Origin of the sequence: Anaerococcus groningensis (genome assembly GCF_046365465.1) — a bacterium.
Taxonomy (GTDB): Bacteria; Bacillota; Clostridia; order Tissierellales; family Peptoniphilaceae; genus Anaerococcus; species Anaerococcus groningensis.
In genome coordinates, this window is the sequence record NZ_JBGMEG010000014.1 from 138401 (window position 1) to 151488 (window position 13088).

Here is a 13088-nt window from a genome sequence, read left to right on the forward strand (position 1 = left end):
AATGACAACAGATTTTAACTTAGAATATGAAAAATTTAAGGATGTAATCCTTAAAAATAATCCCAAAGCTGATATGGATTTAATAAAAAAAGCATATTGCTTTGGAGAGGTAAACCATAGGGGACAGAAAAGAAACTCTGGTGAGGATTACTTTATCCACCCAATTGCAGTAGCAAAAACTCTTTCGCATATGAAACTAGATGATCAAACTATCTGTGCAGGTCTTATGCATGATGTTTTGGAAGATACGTCTATAACTTATGAACAAATGGAAGATGAATTTGGTCATGAGATTACATTTTTAGTCGATGGAGTAACCAAACTTAAAAACTTAAACTATAGCTCAAGGGAAGAAAAACAGGCAGAAAACATTAGAAAAATGGTTATGGCCATGTCTAATGATGTAAGAGTTGTACTTATAAAGCTTGCGGATAGACTCCATAACATGCGTACTTTGGAATATAAGACACGCGAAAAACAAGTGCAGACTGCAACAGAAACTCTTGAAATCTATGTGCCCCTTGCCCATAGACTAGGAATATATTCTATAAAATGGGAGCTAGAAGATTTATGTTTTAGATACCAAGAACCTGAAAGATATTATGAACTAGCAGAAATGGTTTCTCAAAAGCGTCGTGAAAGAGAAAAATATATTAATGAAATTATAGAAACTTTAAGCGATTCTTTAAAAGATAGCAAAATTGACTTTGAAATCAGTGGTAGGCCTAAATCTCTTTATTCTATATATAAAAAGATGAAACGAAATAATATCGTCTTTGAAGAGATATATGATCTTACTGCTGTAAGAGTTTTGGTAGATACCATTGCTGAGTGCTATGAAGTACTAGGAAAAGTTCACTCTTTGTGGAGACCTATTCCAAATAGGATAAAAGATTACATTGGCCAACCAAAACCAAATGGTTATAGGTCTCTTCATACCACAGTTTTTGGCGAAGACTCTAGACCCTTTGAAGTTCAAATTCGTACTAGGCAAATGCACAAAGAATGTGAATATGGGGTGGCAGCCCACTGGAGATATAAAGAAAATAATACCAAGGGATCAGACTTTGATGATGCCATGGAATTTTTACGCCGTATTATGGAATGGCAAAATGAGGGTGGAGCAGACTCTGATAGTAAAGAGTTTATGGAAACTTTAAAAACTGATTTTTTCTCAAGAGAGATTTACGTTTACTCTCCAGCTGGTGAAATCTACTCCCTACCAATAGGATCATGTGCTATAGACTTTGCTTATAAAGTCCATACAGAAGTGGGAAATAAATGTATAGGGGCAAAAGTAAATGGATCTATAGTTCCCATTACTCAAAAGCTAAAAACTGGCGATGTAATTGAAATTCTTACCAGTAAAAATTCTGCAGGCCCTAGTAAAGATTGGCTAAACATTGTAAAAAGTAATCAAGCTAAAAATAAAATCAAACAATTCTTTAAGAAAAATGGTAAAGAAGAAAACATAGAAATAGGTAAAAATCAAATCATCCGTGATATTAAAAAACACAGAGAAGGTTATAAATCACTACTTAAGGATGAATGGGTAGATGAAATTGACAATGAATTAGGTTTTCCAACCCAAGATGAGATGTATGCAGCCGTTGGTTACGGTAGAATAACTAGTGAGCAGATTATTCAAAAACTCATCAAAAGAGAAAAAGAGCTTGAAGAAAAGCAAAAGGCTATAGATGAGCCTATTAAAATAGTAAATAAGGAAAAGAAACCAGTCTCTTCTAAAGGCGAGGTTAGGGTAAGTGACTTTGATGATGATATAGAAGTGAAATTTGCCAAATGTTGCACTCCTATTCCTGGTGATCCTATTATAGGTTTTATTACCAAGGGTAATGGTATATCTGTTCATACCAAATCTTGCCCAAATATTATTAATAACCACGCTCCAGAAAGGCTTATTGATGTTTACTGGCAAAATGAAGCGACAGATAAGTTCCCGGTTAAAATACAAATAGCAGTAGCAAACTCACCATCAGTTATCTATGATATTACAAAAATGATATCTACTGTGAATGTAAATATTGCTGGTATGAATGCAAGGCTTAATGAAAACCAAGAAGGACTTATTGATTTAACTGTTGAAGTTAAAAGCTTAGACCAGTTAGATGATGTTATGGCGAAGTTAAAATCACTAAATACAGTTTTTAGTGTGTATAGGATAAATAATTAATGAGAGCAGTAATACAACAAGTAAAAAATGCAAATGTAGTAGTAGATAATGAAGAAATTTCAAAAATTGATAGGGGTTTTTTAGTTTTACTAGGTATCAAAGATACAGACACTTTAGAAGATCTTGCCTATGTAAAGAAAAAAATTGAAAAACTTAGAATATTTGAAGATGAAGATGGAAAGATGAACCTATCTATAGCAGATGTAGGTGGGAAAATTTTATTAGTTTCTCAATTTACCCTTTTTGGTGATGTAAGAAAGGGAAATAGACCATCATTTATAGAAGCAGCAAGGCCAGATAAGGCTAACGAATTTTATGAAATAATGAAAGATGAGCTTATAGAAGATGGTTTTGATATAGAAACTGGTAAGTTTCAAACCCATATGGAGGTAGGTCTAGTAAATGACGGGCCAACTACAATTTTAATTGATAGTGAAAGGATTCTATAATTGGAAATTAAAAGATTTACTCTAGGTCCTGTCATGACAAATCTTTATGTAGTAAGTGAAAATGGGCATGGGTTTATAGTAGATGCAGTAGAAAAAAGTCAATTGGTAACTGATTATATAAAAGATAATGGCATCAAAATTGACTTTATCCTGCAAACTCACACCCATTTCGATCATGTCCTAGGACTTTCATACTATAAAAATTTATATGATGTAGATGTTTATGCTTCAAGTGATGCTGTCGATATAGCTAATGATAAAAATTATAATCTAGCTTTTGACTATGATGCTTTAAATGTGCCGATTGATATATATTTAAATGATGATGAAATAATCAAAGATTTTAATATAAAGGCAATAAAAACGCCAGGTCATAGCTTAGATTCTATAAGTTATATTGTAGGCGATGTTCTTTTTTCTGGAGATACTTTATTTAAGTTATCGATAGGAAGAACAGACTTTCCCGGAGGAGACTATGCTACTATTATAAATTCAATAATTGAGAAGTATGGGGTATTAAATCCGGAAATGGTAGTATATCCAGGTCATGGTGAAAAAACAACTTTGGATTATGAGTTTAATAATAATCCATTTTTAATGTAAGGAGAAAAGATGGAATTTAAAAGAAGCCATATGTGTGGTGAATTAAGAAGTGAAAATATAGGCGAAGAAGTAGTCCTTATGGGCTGGGTAGCGAAAAGAAGAAATCTAGGTTCTCTAGTATTTTTCGATTTGAGAGATAAAACTGGTATTACTCAAATAGTAGTTCGTGAAGAAGATAAAGAAAATCACGACCTAGCCAGCCACTTAGGTCAAGAGTATGTAGTTGAGGTTAAAGGATTAGTTAGGGAGAGAGAATCCAAAAACCCTGATATGCCGACAGGTGATATAGAAATTGTAGCAGAAAAAATCAATATCCTAGATAAGGCAAACACACCACCAATCTACATAAAAGACGATGATGATGTAGCTGAAAATCTAAAATTAAAATATAGGTACCTTGATATGAGAAAGGCCTCTGTACAAAAGAATTTAAAGCTTAGATCTGATATTGTTCGTACTATAAGAGAGTATATGTATGAAAATGACTTTACAGAAGTAGAAACACCATTTTTAACAAAACCAACTCCAGAAGGAGCAAGAGACTATCTTGTGCCATCTAGAATTAACCAAGGTGAGTTTTATGCTCTACCACAATCACCACAACTTCTAAAACAAATCCTAATGATTGGTTCATTAGATAGATATTTCCAAGTAGTAAAATGCTTTAGAGATGAGGATTTAAGAGCTAACCGTCAGCCAGAATTTACTCAGCTAGATATGGAATTATCCTTTGCAAGCCAAGATGATGTAATAGCAGTAAATGAAGGGCTTATCAAAGAATTATTTGATAAATATACTGATTATGACCTTACTCTACCAATCCCTAGAATGGACTATAGCGAAGCGATGGAATCATATGGATCAGATAAACCAGACTTAAGATTTGGTTATAAGATAAATGATATTTCTGAAATATGGAAAGATAGTGATTTTAAAGTATTTGCTAACAATACATCAAAAGGCAAATCAGTAAGAGCAATTAACTTTAAAAACCTAGCAGATAAATATTCTAGAAAACAATTAGATAAACTAACAGACTTCGTTAAACACTATGGTCTAGGTGGTCTTTCTTATATTAAATATGGTGAAGAAGTAAATTCATCAATCAGCAAGTTCTTAACTGATGATATTTTAAATAATATGGTAGAAAAATTAGAAATCGAAGATAATGATCTAATTTTAATTGCAGCTGATAAAGATAAAAAAGTTTTAGAAGGGCTAGGAGCTTTAAGAAATAAAGTTGCTAAAGATAATGACCTTTATGAGAAAGATTATGCCCTAACTTGGGTAGTAAACTTCCCTATGTTTGAGTATAACGAAGAGGAAGATAGATACGTTTCCCAACACCATCCTTTTACTATGCCAAATGAAGACGATATTGAACTTTTAAAAACACATCCAGAAAAGGTTAGAACACAAGCGTATGATATTGTAATAAACGGTGATGAAATGGGTGGAGGATCAGTTAGAATAAATAACTCAGATTTACAAAAAGAAATTTTTGAAGCCCTAAACTTAAGTGAGGAAGATATCCAAAATAAATTTGGTTTCTTTATTGAGGCCTTATCATATGGTACACCACCACATGCAGGGCTTGCTTATGGGCTAGATAGATTATTAATGTTATTTGCAAAAACTGATAATATTAAAGATGTAATTGCATTTCCTAAAACTCAATCAGCTACATGTCCACTTACTGAAGCACCAACAATTGTTGATAGTAAAGCCTTGGATGAACTAGGTATTTCTGTAAGGAGTGATGATAATGACAATGATGATTAAACATGGAACTGTTCTTGAAAATAAAAACGGAAAATTATTAGTAAGTGTAACACGTAATGAAGCCTGCGGCTCATGTGCAGCCAAGGGCTCTTGCGGGCAAAAAGAAGAAACAATTATAGAATTATTTTCTCCTGATGATATAGAAGTAGGTGATAAAGTTATACTAGAATCTCGTACATCAGATATAACAAAATATTCTATGTATGTATATGTACTGCCAGTTGTGATGATGGTTATAGGTGCTGTTTTACCAAATGTATTCTTAAAAAATAGTGGATATGATGTAAACCTACTTACACTTTTATCAATCATAATATTTTTTGCTATATCATTTTTGATTATAAAGGCAATAGATAAAAACCTTGCGAGTGATAATGTTATGAAAGTGAGGAAAATATAGTGGACTATTCTTTAATCAAAGCCTTTGATGAAAGAGCCTATAATGCTTTAGAAAAAGAAGTTAAAAGGCAAGAAGATAACATTGAGCTTATAGCATCTGAAAACTATGTTAAGCCCTATATCCTAGAAGCGGCGGGGACTGTATTAACTAATAAATACGCTGAAGGCTATCCAAATAAAAGATACTATGGTGGTTGTGAAAATATTGATGAGATTGAACAACTTGCCATTGATCGTTTAAAAGAATTATTCCACTGTGACCATGCAAATGTTCAACCACATTCAGGGTCTAGCGCAAATCTTGCTGCTTATTTTGCTCTTTTAGAGCCAAGTGATAAGGTATTGGCTATGAATCTTAGTGAAGGTGGACATTTAACTCATGGTTCTAAGGTAAATTTTTCTGGTAAACTTTATGACTTTTATCCATATGGCATTGATAGTGAAACTGGAAGAATAGACTATGATGATGTTCTAAGTAAAGCACGTGAAATTAAGCCAAAGTTAATCGTATGTGGGGCAAGTGCCTATCCACGTGAAATTGATTTTAAAAGGTTTAGAGAAATAGCTGATGAAGTTGGAGCGATTTTAATGGCTGATGTGGCTCATATTGCAGGACTTATTGTTGCTGGTGAGCACCCAGATCCATTTCCATATTGTGATGTAGTTACATCAACAACCCATAAAACATTAAGGGGACCAAGATCTGGAATAATAATGTGTAAAAAAGAATACGCAAAAGCAATTGATAAAGCAGTATTCCCGGGATCTCAAGGTGGTCCACTTGAACATATTATTTTAGCAAAAGCACTAGGATTTAAGCAAAATCTAGAACCATCATGGAAAGAATATGCTAAACAAATTAAGGCCAATGCCAAGGCTATGGAAGAAGCTTTAAGAGAACACGGTTTTAAAATGATATCTGATGGTACAGACAACCACTTACTTTTAATTGATCTTACAAATAAAAATATAACCGGTGCTGAAGCTCAAGATTTATTGGATGAAGTATATATAACAACCAATAAAAATACTATTCCAAATGAAAAACTTTCTCCTCAAGTAACTAGCGGCTTAAGAATAGGTACAGCTGCTATCACTTCAAGAGGGATGAAAGAAGAAGAGGCAAAAAAAATCATTGAGCTTATTTCAAGAACTATTGATAGAGAAGAAGACCTGGAAGTAATAAAAAAGGAAGTTCTAGAATTAACTAGCAAATTTCCTGTGTATGGAGATTAATTATGGCTATGCCAATAGTAACATTAGTCGGTAGAACTAATGTAGGAAAATCAACATTGTTTAATAGACTTGTAGGAAAGAAAAAATCTATTACAGAAGATATCAGCGGTGTAACCCGTGATAGAATTGTAGATAAGGTTGAGTGGCAGGGAGATGAATTTTTACTAGTAGATACTGGTGGACTTGATATTTCTAATAAGGAAATGATGAATCAAGAAATTAAATCTCAAGTAGAAAAAGCTCTTTTAGAAACAGATTTAATACTTTTTGTAGTAGATGGCAAGGAAGGACTAAGCCCTTATGATGCAGAAATAGCAGATGTTATCCGCCGTTATCATAAAAAAGTAATAATCGTTGCTAATAAAATAGATAGCCATAAACTGCCAGATCATATTTATGATTTTTATTCTATGGGCTTTGATGATTTGGCAACTATATCTGCTGAACAAAGTAAGGGTCTTGGAGATTTATTAGATAAAGTGATAGAGAATATTGACTTTCAATACTATGACCAAATAGAAGATGAAACAAGAATTGCAATCATAGGAAAACCTAATGCTGGTAAATCATCTCTTGTAAACTTATTATTAGATGATGATAGAATGATTGTTACAAATGTAGCTGGTACTACCCGTGATGCAGTCGACTCCTACTGGACCTATAATGATAAAAACTATGTACTAATAGATACAGCAGGACTTCGTAGAAAATCAAAAGTAAAAGAAAATATAGAATACTATGCTAATCAACGTACTTTTGATGCAGTTGATAGTGCTGAAATAGTTTTGTTTCTAATAGATGCAACGGTTGGTGTTACAGAACAAGATACCAAAATAGCAGGCTATGCTCATAACCAAAGAAAAGCAATAATTATTGCTGTAAATAAATGGGATATTGTTGAAAAAGAAACTAATACTATGAGAGATATGGAAACAGATATTAGAAACAAACTAGGTTTTGCTTTATATGCACCCGTTGTATTTATATCAGTCCTTAAAAATCAAAGAATTGATAACCTCTTAGACATGATAGAAGTCGTAGATAATAACTACCACACAAGAATTTCTACTGGAGTTTTAAATAATATATTACAAGATGCAATTATGCTTAATCAACCACCTCAAGATAAAGGTAAGAGGCTTAAAATTTACTACATGTCTCAGGTTGGTACAGCGCCACCTAAATTTATGTTATCAATAAATGACAGAGAACTAATGCACTTTTCTTATATGAGATATTTAGAAAATCAAATTAGGAAAAATTATAACCTTATTGGTGTTCCTTTTAGTTTTGTACTAAAAGAAAGAGGATCTAAATAATGATTTTTCTGGTTGCTATAATTTCCTATATCCTAGGCTCTATTCCTAGTGGATATCTTATAGGGAAATATTTCTATAACACTGATATCAGAACTTTAGGGTCTGGTAATGTAGGCAGTACAAATGCGCTTAGAAACTTTGGAAAAAAAGCAGGCATTGCTACTCTCTTCTGTGATGCCTTAAAAGGATTTGTTGCCGTTTTTCTAGCTGACAAAGTTACAGGACCTGATGGTGTTGCTGTTAGCCTTGTATTTGTAGTCTTAGGTCACATGTATAGTATGTTTTTAAATTTTAAAAGCGGCAAGGGTGTGGCTACATCATTTGGAGCTCTAATTTATATAGATATTAAATTTATTTTAATATTAGCTGCAATATTTCTACTAGCTGTATTAGCAAGTAGAATGGTATCTTTAGGATCTATTCTTGCAGCTGCTGGAGCCATTATAGCAGGTTATTTTTATTTTGGATTAACTAATATTTACTATGCAATAATTATTATTGCATGTTTAGTAATTTATAAGCATAGGGCAAATATTCAACGAATAATAAACCATGAGGAGTCTAAAATATTTTAATTATGGAAATATCAATTCTAGGGGCAGGATCTTGGTCTACAGCTATTGCATCCTTACTTGCAGAAAAGCACAAAGTTTTGATGTATGCAAGAAATAAAGATGATGTAGAGTATATCAACAAAAATCATAAAAATCGCAAGTATTTAAAAGATTTTGACTTATCAAAAAATATTAGAGCTACTAATAATTTAGAAGAACTATTTAAAAATAGATTTATAGTTAATGGTATACCTACCCAAAGCATTAGATCTGTTATTAAGCAGTTTAAGCCATTTGTAAATGAAAAAAATGTTTTTATAAATCTTTCTAAAGGGTTAGAACTAGATACCCATAAAAGAATTTCAGAAATATTTTATGATGAAATTAGTAGTGATATATCTTTTGCTGTTTTAAGTGGTCCATCTCATGCAGAAGAGGTCATAAAACAAATGCCTACTGCAGTAGTAGCGGCATCTAATGATATGGATTTATCAAAAGAAATACAAAAAATATTTAACAGCGACTGGTTTAGAGTCTATAGTTCAACAGATGTAATAGGCGTTGAACTTGGTGGAGCTATTAAAAATACCCTAGCTTTTGGGGTAGGCATGCTTGATGGCTTAGGTTATGGTGATAATACCAAGGCTGCCGTAATTACTCGTGGTATTAGCGAAATGAGTAAACTTTTAGTAACATATGATGCAAATCCAAACACTATAAATGGGCTCGCTGGAGTTGGAGATTTAATAGTAACTTCTACTAGCCTGAATTCTAGGAATTATAGGACAGGTTTATTAATTGGACAAGGCTTTAAGATGGAAGATGCTATAAAAGAGATAAATATGGTCGTAGAAGGTATACCAACAACTAAGGCATTATATCAACTTTCAACTCAAAATGATTTAGACTTACCAATTACTTTAGAAATTTATAAAGTTTTATATGAAGGTAAAAATCCTGCTGATTCTGTTGTATCACTTATGGGTAGAAGTTTAAAAAGCGAATTCTAATATAAACATATTTTATATTTTTATATTTTAAGTTATAATAGAATTAATAAAAATAGTAAAGGGAAAATTATGTTTGACAAATTTAAAGATTTTATTGGTATTGACGATAATTACGATGATTATGATGAAGAGCAGCTTTACTACGATGATGATAGAACAGATATAGACTCTAACTCATCATCTAGAGAGGCTTATACTAGTTTATTAGATGATGATATTGAAAAGAATGATAACTCTAAAACATATGAGAGTAGTTATTCAGCTCCTAGCTCATCTACAAGTTATAGTTATGATTCAAATAATTATAATAGTGAATCTTATAGTTCAAATAACTCAACTAGCAACTATCAAAGATCATCAAAAAGAGGAGATAATATAGTAAGTATGACAGAAAATAATTTTACAGGGAGATCTTCAATGAGAATTTCTATTCATGAGCCTCTAGATTATGAAACAGATGCACCAAGTGTAATTAATGATATACTTGATAAAAAAGTTGTTGTTTTAAATCTTGAAATGGTTGATGCAGACATGAGACAAAGAATATTTGATTTTGTATCTGGAGCTGTATATGCCCTAGATGGTACTGTGGAACGCGTTACAAAAGGTATATTCGTAATCAGTCCTAGGGGAGTAGAAGTAGACAGTGCTGTTACAGAACAAATTTCTGATGGAAATTATAACCAATTATAAGATCGAGATAAAAATCGATCTTTATTTTTTATGAGTTTAGAATATAATTTAGATTTTATAAACGATAAAAGTAAAAAGTCCACTATAAAAAAAGCTATTTCTTTTTTAGAACGTGCTTATTATACTAATTTAGAAGAGTCTAGCTTTTTTTTAGACCCATTTGAGCAAGAAGTTATAGAATCTATAGCAAATAAAAACAATATAGATATCAAATTTATAGGCGGTAATGATTTAGCTGAACGCAAAATATTTATCGCCAATTTCTTTTATGAACCCATAGATGAGACAAATTATATAAGTATTTTAGAATTTCAACATGAAGGACTTAGTCATCCTGATGTATTAGGTTCTTTAATGAGTTTAAACTTAAACCGTGAATCTATCGGAGATATAGTAATAGATGGTAATACCTGCCAATTTGTAGTGTTAAAAGAAGATGCAAATTTTATTAAGTATAATCTCACTAAGATTAAAAGACAAGGCATTACTATTGATGATAAAAAGGATAGTAAACTTGATATAAAATTATCAGATTTTACTAGCCACATGGGTTTTGTTTCTTCGTTAAGATTAGATAATATTATTTCAGAATTTACCAATACATCACGCGCTAAGGCCAAAGATATTATAAAAGCAAAGTTTGTAAAAGTGAATTACGAAATAATAACTGATCCAAGTAAGTTGGTTAAAGAAGGATCTATGATATCTATAAGAAGACAAGGGCGTTTCATATTTGACGAGATAACTGGAAGTAGTAAAAAAGGTAATATGCACATTACATATAGGAAGTTAAAATGACATACATAATTATTATAGTTTTAGGTCTAATACTAGATAGGCTTACAAAAACTTATGCTATAAACAATTTGATAGAAAATCCTTATAACGGGACTTTATTTAATTTTACTTATTTAGAAAATAGAGGAGCAGCCTTTGGCATACTCCAAGACAGGAGGATATTTTTTATTATTCTAACCCTAGTCATAGTTTGTGCCCTAGTTTATTATTTTCTAAAAAATTATAGGACTAATCATAAAATTTTAAATATAGCCCTAGCTATGATAATATCTGGTGCTATCGGTAATTTTTATGATAGATTATTCCAATGTTATGTAGTAGATTTTATAGAATTTGCCTTTGTAAACTTTCCAGTATTTAACATAGCAGATATTTTTGTAACTGTTGGAAGTATATTACTAATTGTATATATGATATTTTTCGAAGAAAGTGAAAAGGTATGAGTGTAAATATAGGTAATGATTGGGATATAGTCCTTGCTGACCAGTGGGATAAGGTATACTATCAAAATTTAAGAAAAAAATTAATTGAAGAATATAAAAATTATAAAGTATATCCTGATATGTATGATATATTTAACGCTCTAAAATCAGTTCCTTATAAGGATGTTAAGGTTGTTATTCTAGGTCAAGATCCATATCATGGTCCAGGTCAAGCTCATGGCTATGCTTTTTCAGTACAAAAAGGAATAAAAACACCACCATCTCTTCAAAATATTTATAAAGAAATGCACGAAGATATAGGTACCTTTATCCCAGATAATGGTAATTTATTAAAATGGGCTGACCAAGGAGTATTACTTTTAAATACTTCATTAACCGTAAGGGCTCATGAAGCAAACTCCCACCAAAAAATTGGCTGGGAAATTCTTACAGATAATATTATAAAAAAACTAAATGAAAGGGAAAAACCAATAGTTTTTATCCTTTGGGGCAGAAATGCCCAGTCAAAAGAAAAATTTATTACAAACCTTAATCATTTAATAATAAAATCTACTCACCCTTCTCCATTATCAGCACATAGGGGATTCTTTGGGTCTAGGCCCTTTTCTAAAACAAATAACTTTTTAAAATCTATAGGCGAAGAGTCCATCGATTGGCAAATTGAGAATCTATAAATGATTCTCAATTATTTTTTTACTTAAATTTAATATATTTTTGTAATTATATAGGTGATTTTCTCTAATAACTAAAAGATTTGGATCGACTGACATTTGACTTTGATTTTCTAATTCAAAAGTGTTTAAAGCCACATGGCCAGCATTTTTACTATCAAATCTGCCATAAAGGACTTGAATATTTATTTCTGCTTCTTTATCAGTAGTTTTTAGTTCATAATTGTTAGCTTGAAAATAAGACTCTGTAAATTTTTCCTTACCACTCAGTTTTATTTGGCAAATGTCGTTATTAATCCATACTGACTCTAAAGTTATAATATTATTTTCAAGTGTAATTGAAAGTTCTTTTTTAAAATATTCTCCAATATTAGCTAGTTTTTCAGTAGCTATAATATCATTTTCGTTATGAATCATTATAGGCTTTGGCTTATCCCTTTTTTTTATATCCTCGGTAAGTTTGCTTATAACCTTATATCTACTAGGATCGTTTCTAAAAATACCTATGCTTTTTTCAATATCCATAAGTTTCATAGATTCGAACACAAAATATTTCCTATGTCTTGATATTAATTTATATATATCCAAGGTTTCAGGAAATACGGGGAAAAGTTTATGATAATCCAATCTCATATTTAAAAATGGTATATCAAACTTATCTCCATTGTAGGTTATAATTTTTTTATCTTCTATTATTTTTAAATATATTTCTAAAAGCCTTTGCTCTTCGCTATTATCTTCTGCGAAATACTGGATTATATAACACTTATCATTTACATAAGTTATAAAACCGAGCAATACTAGCTGGTCTTGCTGAGAATCCAGACCGGTTGTTTCTATATCAAGTATGATTTCATTTTTATTTAAATTTTCTGGATAATATCTTTTTTTGTAAGTAATCATAATTTTATTATACTAGATTTGCCTAACCAGTATTATC

The 13088-nt window shown here is 31.3% G+C and carries 14 protein-coding genes; 13 read left to right on the top strand and 1 reads right to left on the bottom strand.

The annotated features are described in order from the left end of the window. The first annotated feature begins 1 nt into the window (after position 1). The 13 genes from AB9Q04_RS07620 to AB9Q04_RS07680 all read left to right on the top strand — a co-directional run bounded on the left by AB9Q04_RS07620 (position 2) and on the right by AB9Q04_RS07680 (position 12151). Entirely contained in the window at positions 2 to 2191 is a 2190-nt protein-coding gene (locus tag AB9Q04_RS07620) for a RelA/SpoT family protein (RefSeq protein ID WP_410024746.1), read from the top strand. Continuing rightward, the gene (dtd, locus tag AB9Q04_RS07625) at positions 2191 to 2640 is read left to right on the top strand and encodes a D-aminoacyl-tRNA deacylase (protein ID WP_410024747.1); all 450 of its coding nucleotides are present in this window, start codon (positions 2191 to 2193) and stop codon (positions 2638 to 2640) included. Before AB9Q04_RS07620 ends, dtd begins: the two co-directional genes overlap by 1 nt. After that, positions 2641 to 3243, top strand: a complete 603-nt coding sequence (locus AB9Q04_RS07630) for an MBL fold metallo-hydrolase (RefSeq protein ID WP_410024748.1) — start codon at positions 2641 to 2643, stop codon at positions 3241 to 3243. A gap of 9 nt (positions 3244 to 3252) precedes the next feature. Further along, positions 3253 to 5025, top strand: a complete 1773-nt coding sequence (gene aspS, locus AB9Q04_RS07635) for an aspartate--tRNA ligase (protein WP_410024749.1) — start codon at positions 3253 to 3255, stop codon at positions 5023 to 5025. Then, positions 5015 to 5425 carry a SoxR reducing system RseC family protein gene (locus tag AB9Q04_RS07640; protein WP_410024750.1) on the top strand — a complete coding sequence of 137 codons (411 nt, stop codon included), beginning with the start codon at positions 5015 to 5017 and terminating at the stop codon, positions 5423 to 5425. Before aspS ends, AB9Q04_RS07640 begins: the two co-directional genes overlap by 11 nt. Next, positions 5425 to 6660, top strand: a complete 1236-nt coding sequence (locus tag AB9Q04_RS07645; RefSeq protein WP_410024751.1) for a serine hydroxymethyltransferase — start codon at positions 5425 to 5427, stop codon at positions 6658 to 6660. The genes AB9Q04_RS07640 and AB9Q04_RS07645 overlap by 1 nt, the downstream gene beginning before the upstream one ends. 2 nt (positions 6661 to 6662) lie before the next feature. Continuing rightward, positions 6663 to 7979: a ribosome biogenesis GTPase Der gene (gene der, locus AB9Q04_RS07650; protein ID WP_410024752.1), complete on the top strand. Its 1317-nt coding sequence runs from the start codon at positions 6663 to 6665 to the stop codon at positions 7977 to 7979. Further along, positions 7979 to 8554 carry a glycerol-3-phosphate 1-O-acyltransferase PlsY gene (plsY, locus tag AB9Q04_RS07655; RefSeq protein WP_410024753.1) on the top strand — a complete coding sequence of 192 codons (576 nt, stop codon included), beginning with the start codon at positions 7979 to 7981 and terminating at the stop codon, positions 8552 to 8554. The genes der and plsY overlap by 1 nt, the downstream gene beginning before the upstream one ends. Positions 8555 to 8556: 2 nt before the next feature. Beyond that, complete coding sequence (locus AB9Q04_RS07660; RefSeq protein ID WP_410024754.1) at positions 8557 to 9543, top strand: NAD(P)H-dependent glycerol-3-phosphate dehydrogenase; 987 nt, start codon at positions 8557 to 8559, stop codon at positions 9541 to 9543. 69 nt (positions 9544 to 9612) lie between these two features. Continuing rightward, positions 9613 to 10236, top strand: a complete 624-nt coding sequence (locus AB9Q04_RS07665; RefSeq protein ID WP_394011510.1) for a cell division protein SepF — start codon at positions 9613 to 9615, stop codon at positions 10234 to 10236. Positions 10237 to 10266: 30 nt separating this feature from the next. Further along, the gene (locus AB9Q04_RS07670) at positions 10267 to 11034 is read left to right on the top strand and encodes a YlmH family RNA-binding protein (RefSeq protein ID WP_410024755.1); all 768 of its coding nucleotides are present in this window, start codon (positions 10267 to 10269) and stop codon (positions 11032 to 11034) included. Beyond that, positions 11031 to 11477 carry a signal peptidase II gene (gene lspA, locus AB9Q04_RS07675; RefSeq protein ID WP_410024756.1) on the top strand — a complete coding sequence of 149 codons (447 nt, stop codon included), beginning with the start codon at positions 11031 to 11033 and terminating at the stop codon, positions 11475 to 11477. The genes AB9Q04_RS07670 and lspA overlap by 4 nt, the downstream gene beginning before the upstream one ends. Beyond that, complete coding sequence (locus AB9Q04_RS07680; protein ID WP_410024757.1) at positions 11474 to 12151, top strand: uracil-DNA glycosylase; 678 nt, start codon at positions 11474 to 11476, stop codon at positions 12149 to 12151. Before lspA ends, AB9Q04_RS07680 begins: the two co-directional genes overlap by 4 nt. On the opposite strand, the gene AB9Q04_RS07685 is transcribed toward AB9Q04_RS07680, so the two are convergent. Further along, the gene (locus AB9Q04_RS07685) at positions 12146 to 13051 is read right to left on the bottom strand and encodes a ribonuclease H-like domain-containing protein (RefSeq protein WP_410024758.1); all 906 of its coding nucleotides are present in this window, start codon (positions 13049 to 13051) and stop codon (positions 12146 to 12148) included. The two genes, AB9Q04_RS07680 and AB9Q04_RS07685, sit on opposite strands and share 6 nt — an antisense overlap. Positions 13052 to 13088 lie beyond the last annotated feature (37 nt).

Coding starts and splice junctions, on each gene's coding strand:
- AB9Q04_RS07620 (WP_410024746.1), top strand. CDS start 2: ATGACAACAGATTTTAACTTAGAATATGAAAAATTTAAGGATGTAATC.
- dtd (WP_410024747.1), top strand. CDS start 2,191: ATGAGAGCAGTAATACAACAAGTAAAAAATGCAAATGTAGTAGTAGAT.
- aspS (WP_410024749.1), top strand. CDS start 3,253: ATGGAATTTAAAAGAAGCCATATGTGTGGTGAATTAAGAAGTGAAAAT.
- AB9Q04_RS07640 (WP_410024750.1), top strand. CDS start 5,015: ATGATGATTAAACATGGAACTGTTCTTGAAAATAAAAACGGAAAATTA.
- der (WP_410024752.1), top strand. CDS start 6,663: ATGGCTATGCCAATAGTAACATTAGTCGGTAGAACTAATGTAGGAAAA.
- plsY (WP_410024753.1), top strand. CDS start 7,979: ATGATTTTTCTGGTTGCTATAATTTCCTATATCCTAGGCTCTATTCCT.
- AB9Q04_RS07660 (WP_410024754.1), top strand. CDS start 8,557: ATGGAAATATCAATTCTAGGGGCAGGATCTTGGTCTACAGCTATTGCA.
- AB9Q04_RS07665 (WP_394011510.1), top strand. CDS start 9,613: ATGTTTGACAAATTTAAAGATTTTATTGGTATTGACGATAATTACGAT.
- AB9Q04_RS07670 (WP_410024755.1), top strand. CDS start 10,267: ATGAGTTTAGAATATAATTTAGATTTTATAAACGATAAAAGTAAAAAG.
- lspA (WP_410024756.1), top strand. CDS start 11,031: ATGACATACATAATTATTATAGTTTTAGGTCTAATACTAGATAGGCTT.
- AB9Q04_RS07680 (WP_410024757.1), top strand. CDS start 11,474: ATGAGTGTAAATATAGGTAATGATTGGGATATAGTCCTTGCTGACCAG.
- AB9Q04_RS07685 (WP_410024758.1), bottom strand. CDS start 13,051: ATGATTACTTACAAAAAAAGATATTATCCAGAAAATTTAAATAAAAAT.